General features: G+C 66.0%; 1 protein-coding gene. It reads right to left on the bottom strand.

The window, feature by feature from the left end:
• Positions 1–33: 33 nt before the first annotated feature.
• Positions 34–564 (bottom strand): ATP-binding cassette domain-containing protein (locus HX773_RS25530; protein WP_176973817.1); only part of this gene is annotated, 531 nt, incomplete at its 5' end.

The following is a 564-nucleotide window of genomic DNA, read 5'->3' as shown; positions in this document are numbered from 1 at the left end:
TGAGACTTTCGCGGTCGTTCATGGGCGTTTCGCTCAAGGGGTGCACGATGGGGCGGAGACCGGCAGGGTCGCCGCCAGCAGTTCGCGGGTGTACGGATGCTGCGGGTCGTCGAAGACCTTGCAGGTGCTTCCGCGCTCGACCACCTGGCCGTCCTTGATCACGATCAGGTCGTGGGCCAGGGCCCGCACCACCGACAAGTCATGGCTGATGAACAGGTAGGTCAGGCCATGTTTTTCCTGGAGGTCGCGGAGCAGGGCGACCACCTGCTTCTGCACCGTGCGGTCGAGGGCCGAAGTCGGCTCGTCGAGCAGGATCAGCGCCGGCTTCAGCACCAGGGCCCGGGCAATGGCGATGCGCTGGCGCTGGCCGCCGGAGAACTCATGGGGGTAGCGATGGCGGCTTTGCGGGTCGAGGCCGACTTCCTGCAGGGCACGGATCACCTGGATATCGCACTCGGCGGCGGTACTGGCGCAGTGCACCTCGATGCCTTCGCTGATGATCTGCGCCACCGACATGCGCGGGCTGAGGCTGCCGAACGGATCCTGGAAGACCACCTGCATCTG

This window comes from Pantoea sp. B9002, from assembly GCF_013385945.1.
Lineage (GTDB): Bacteria > Pseudomonadota > Gammaproteobacteria > Enterobacterales > Enterobacteriaceae > Pantoea.
The sequence above is the reverse complement of the archived record's forward strand: the minus strand, read 5'-3'. Positions and strand labels throughout refer to the sequence as shown.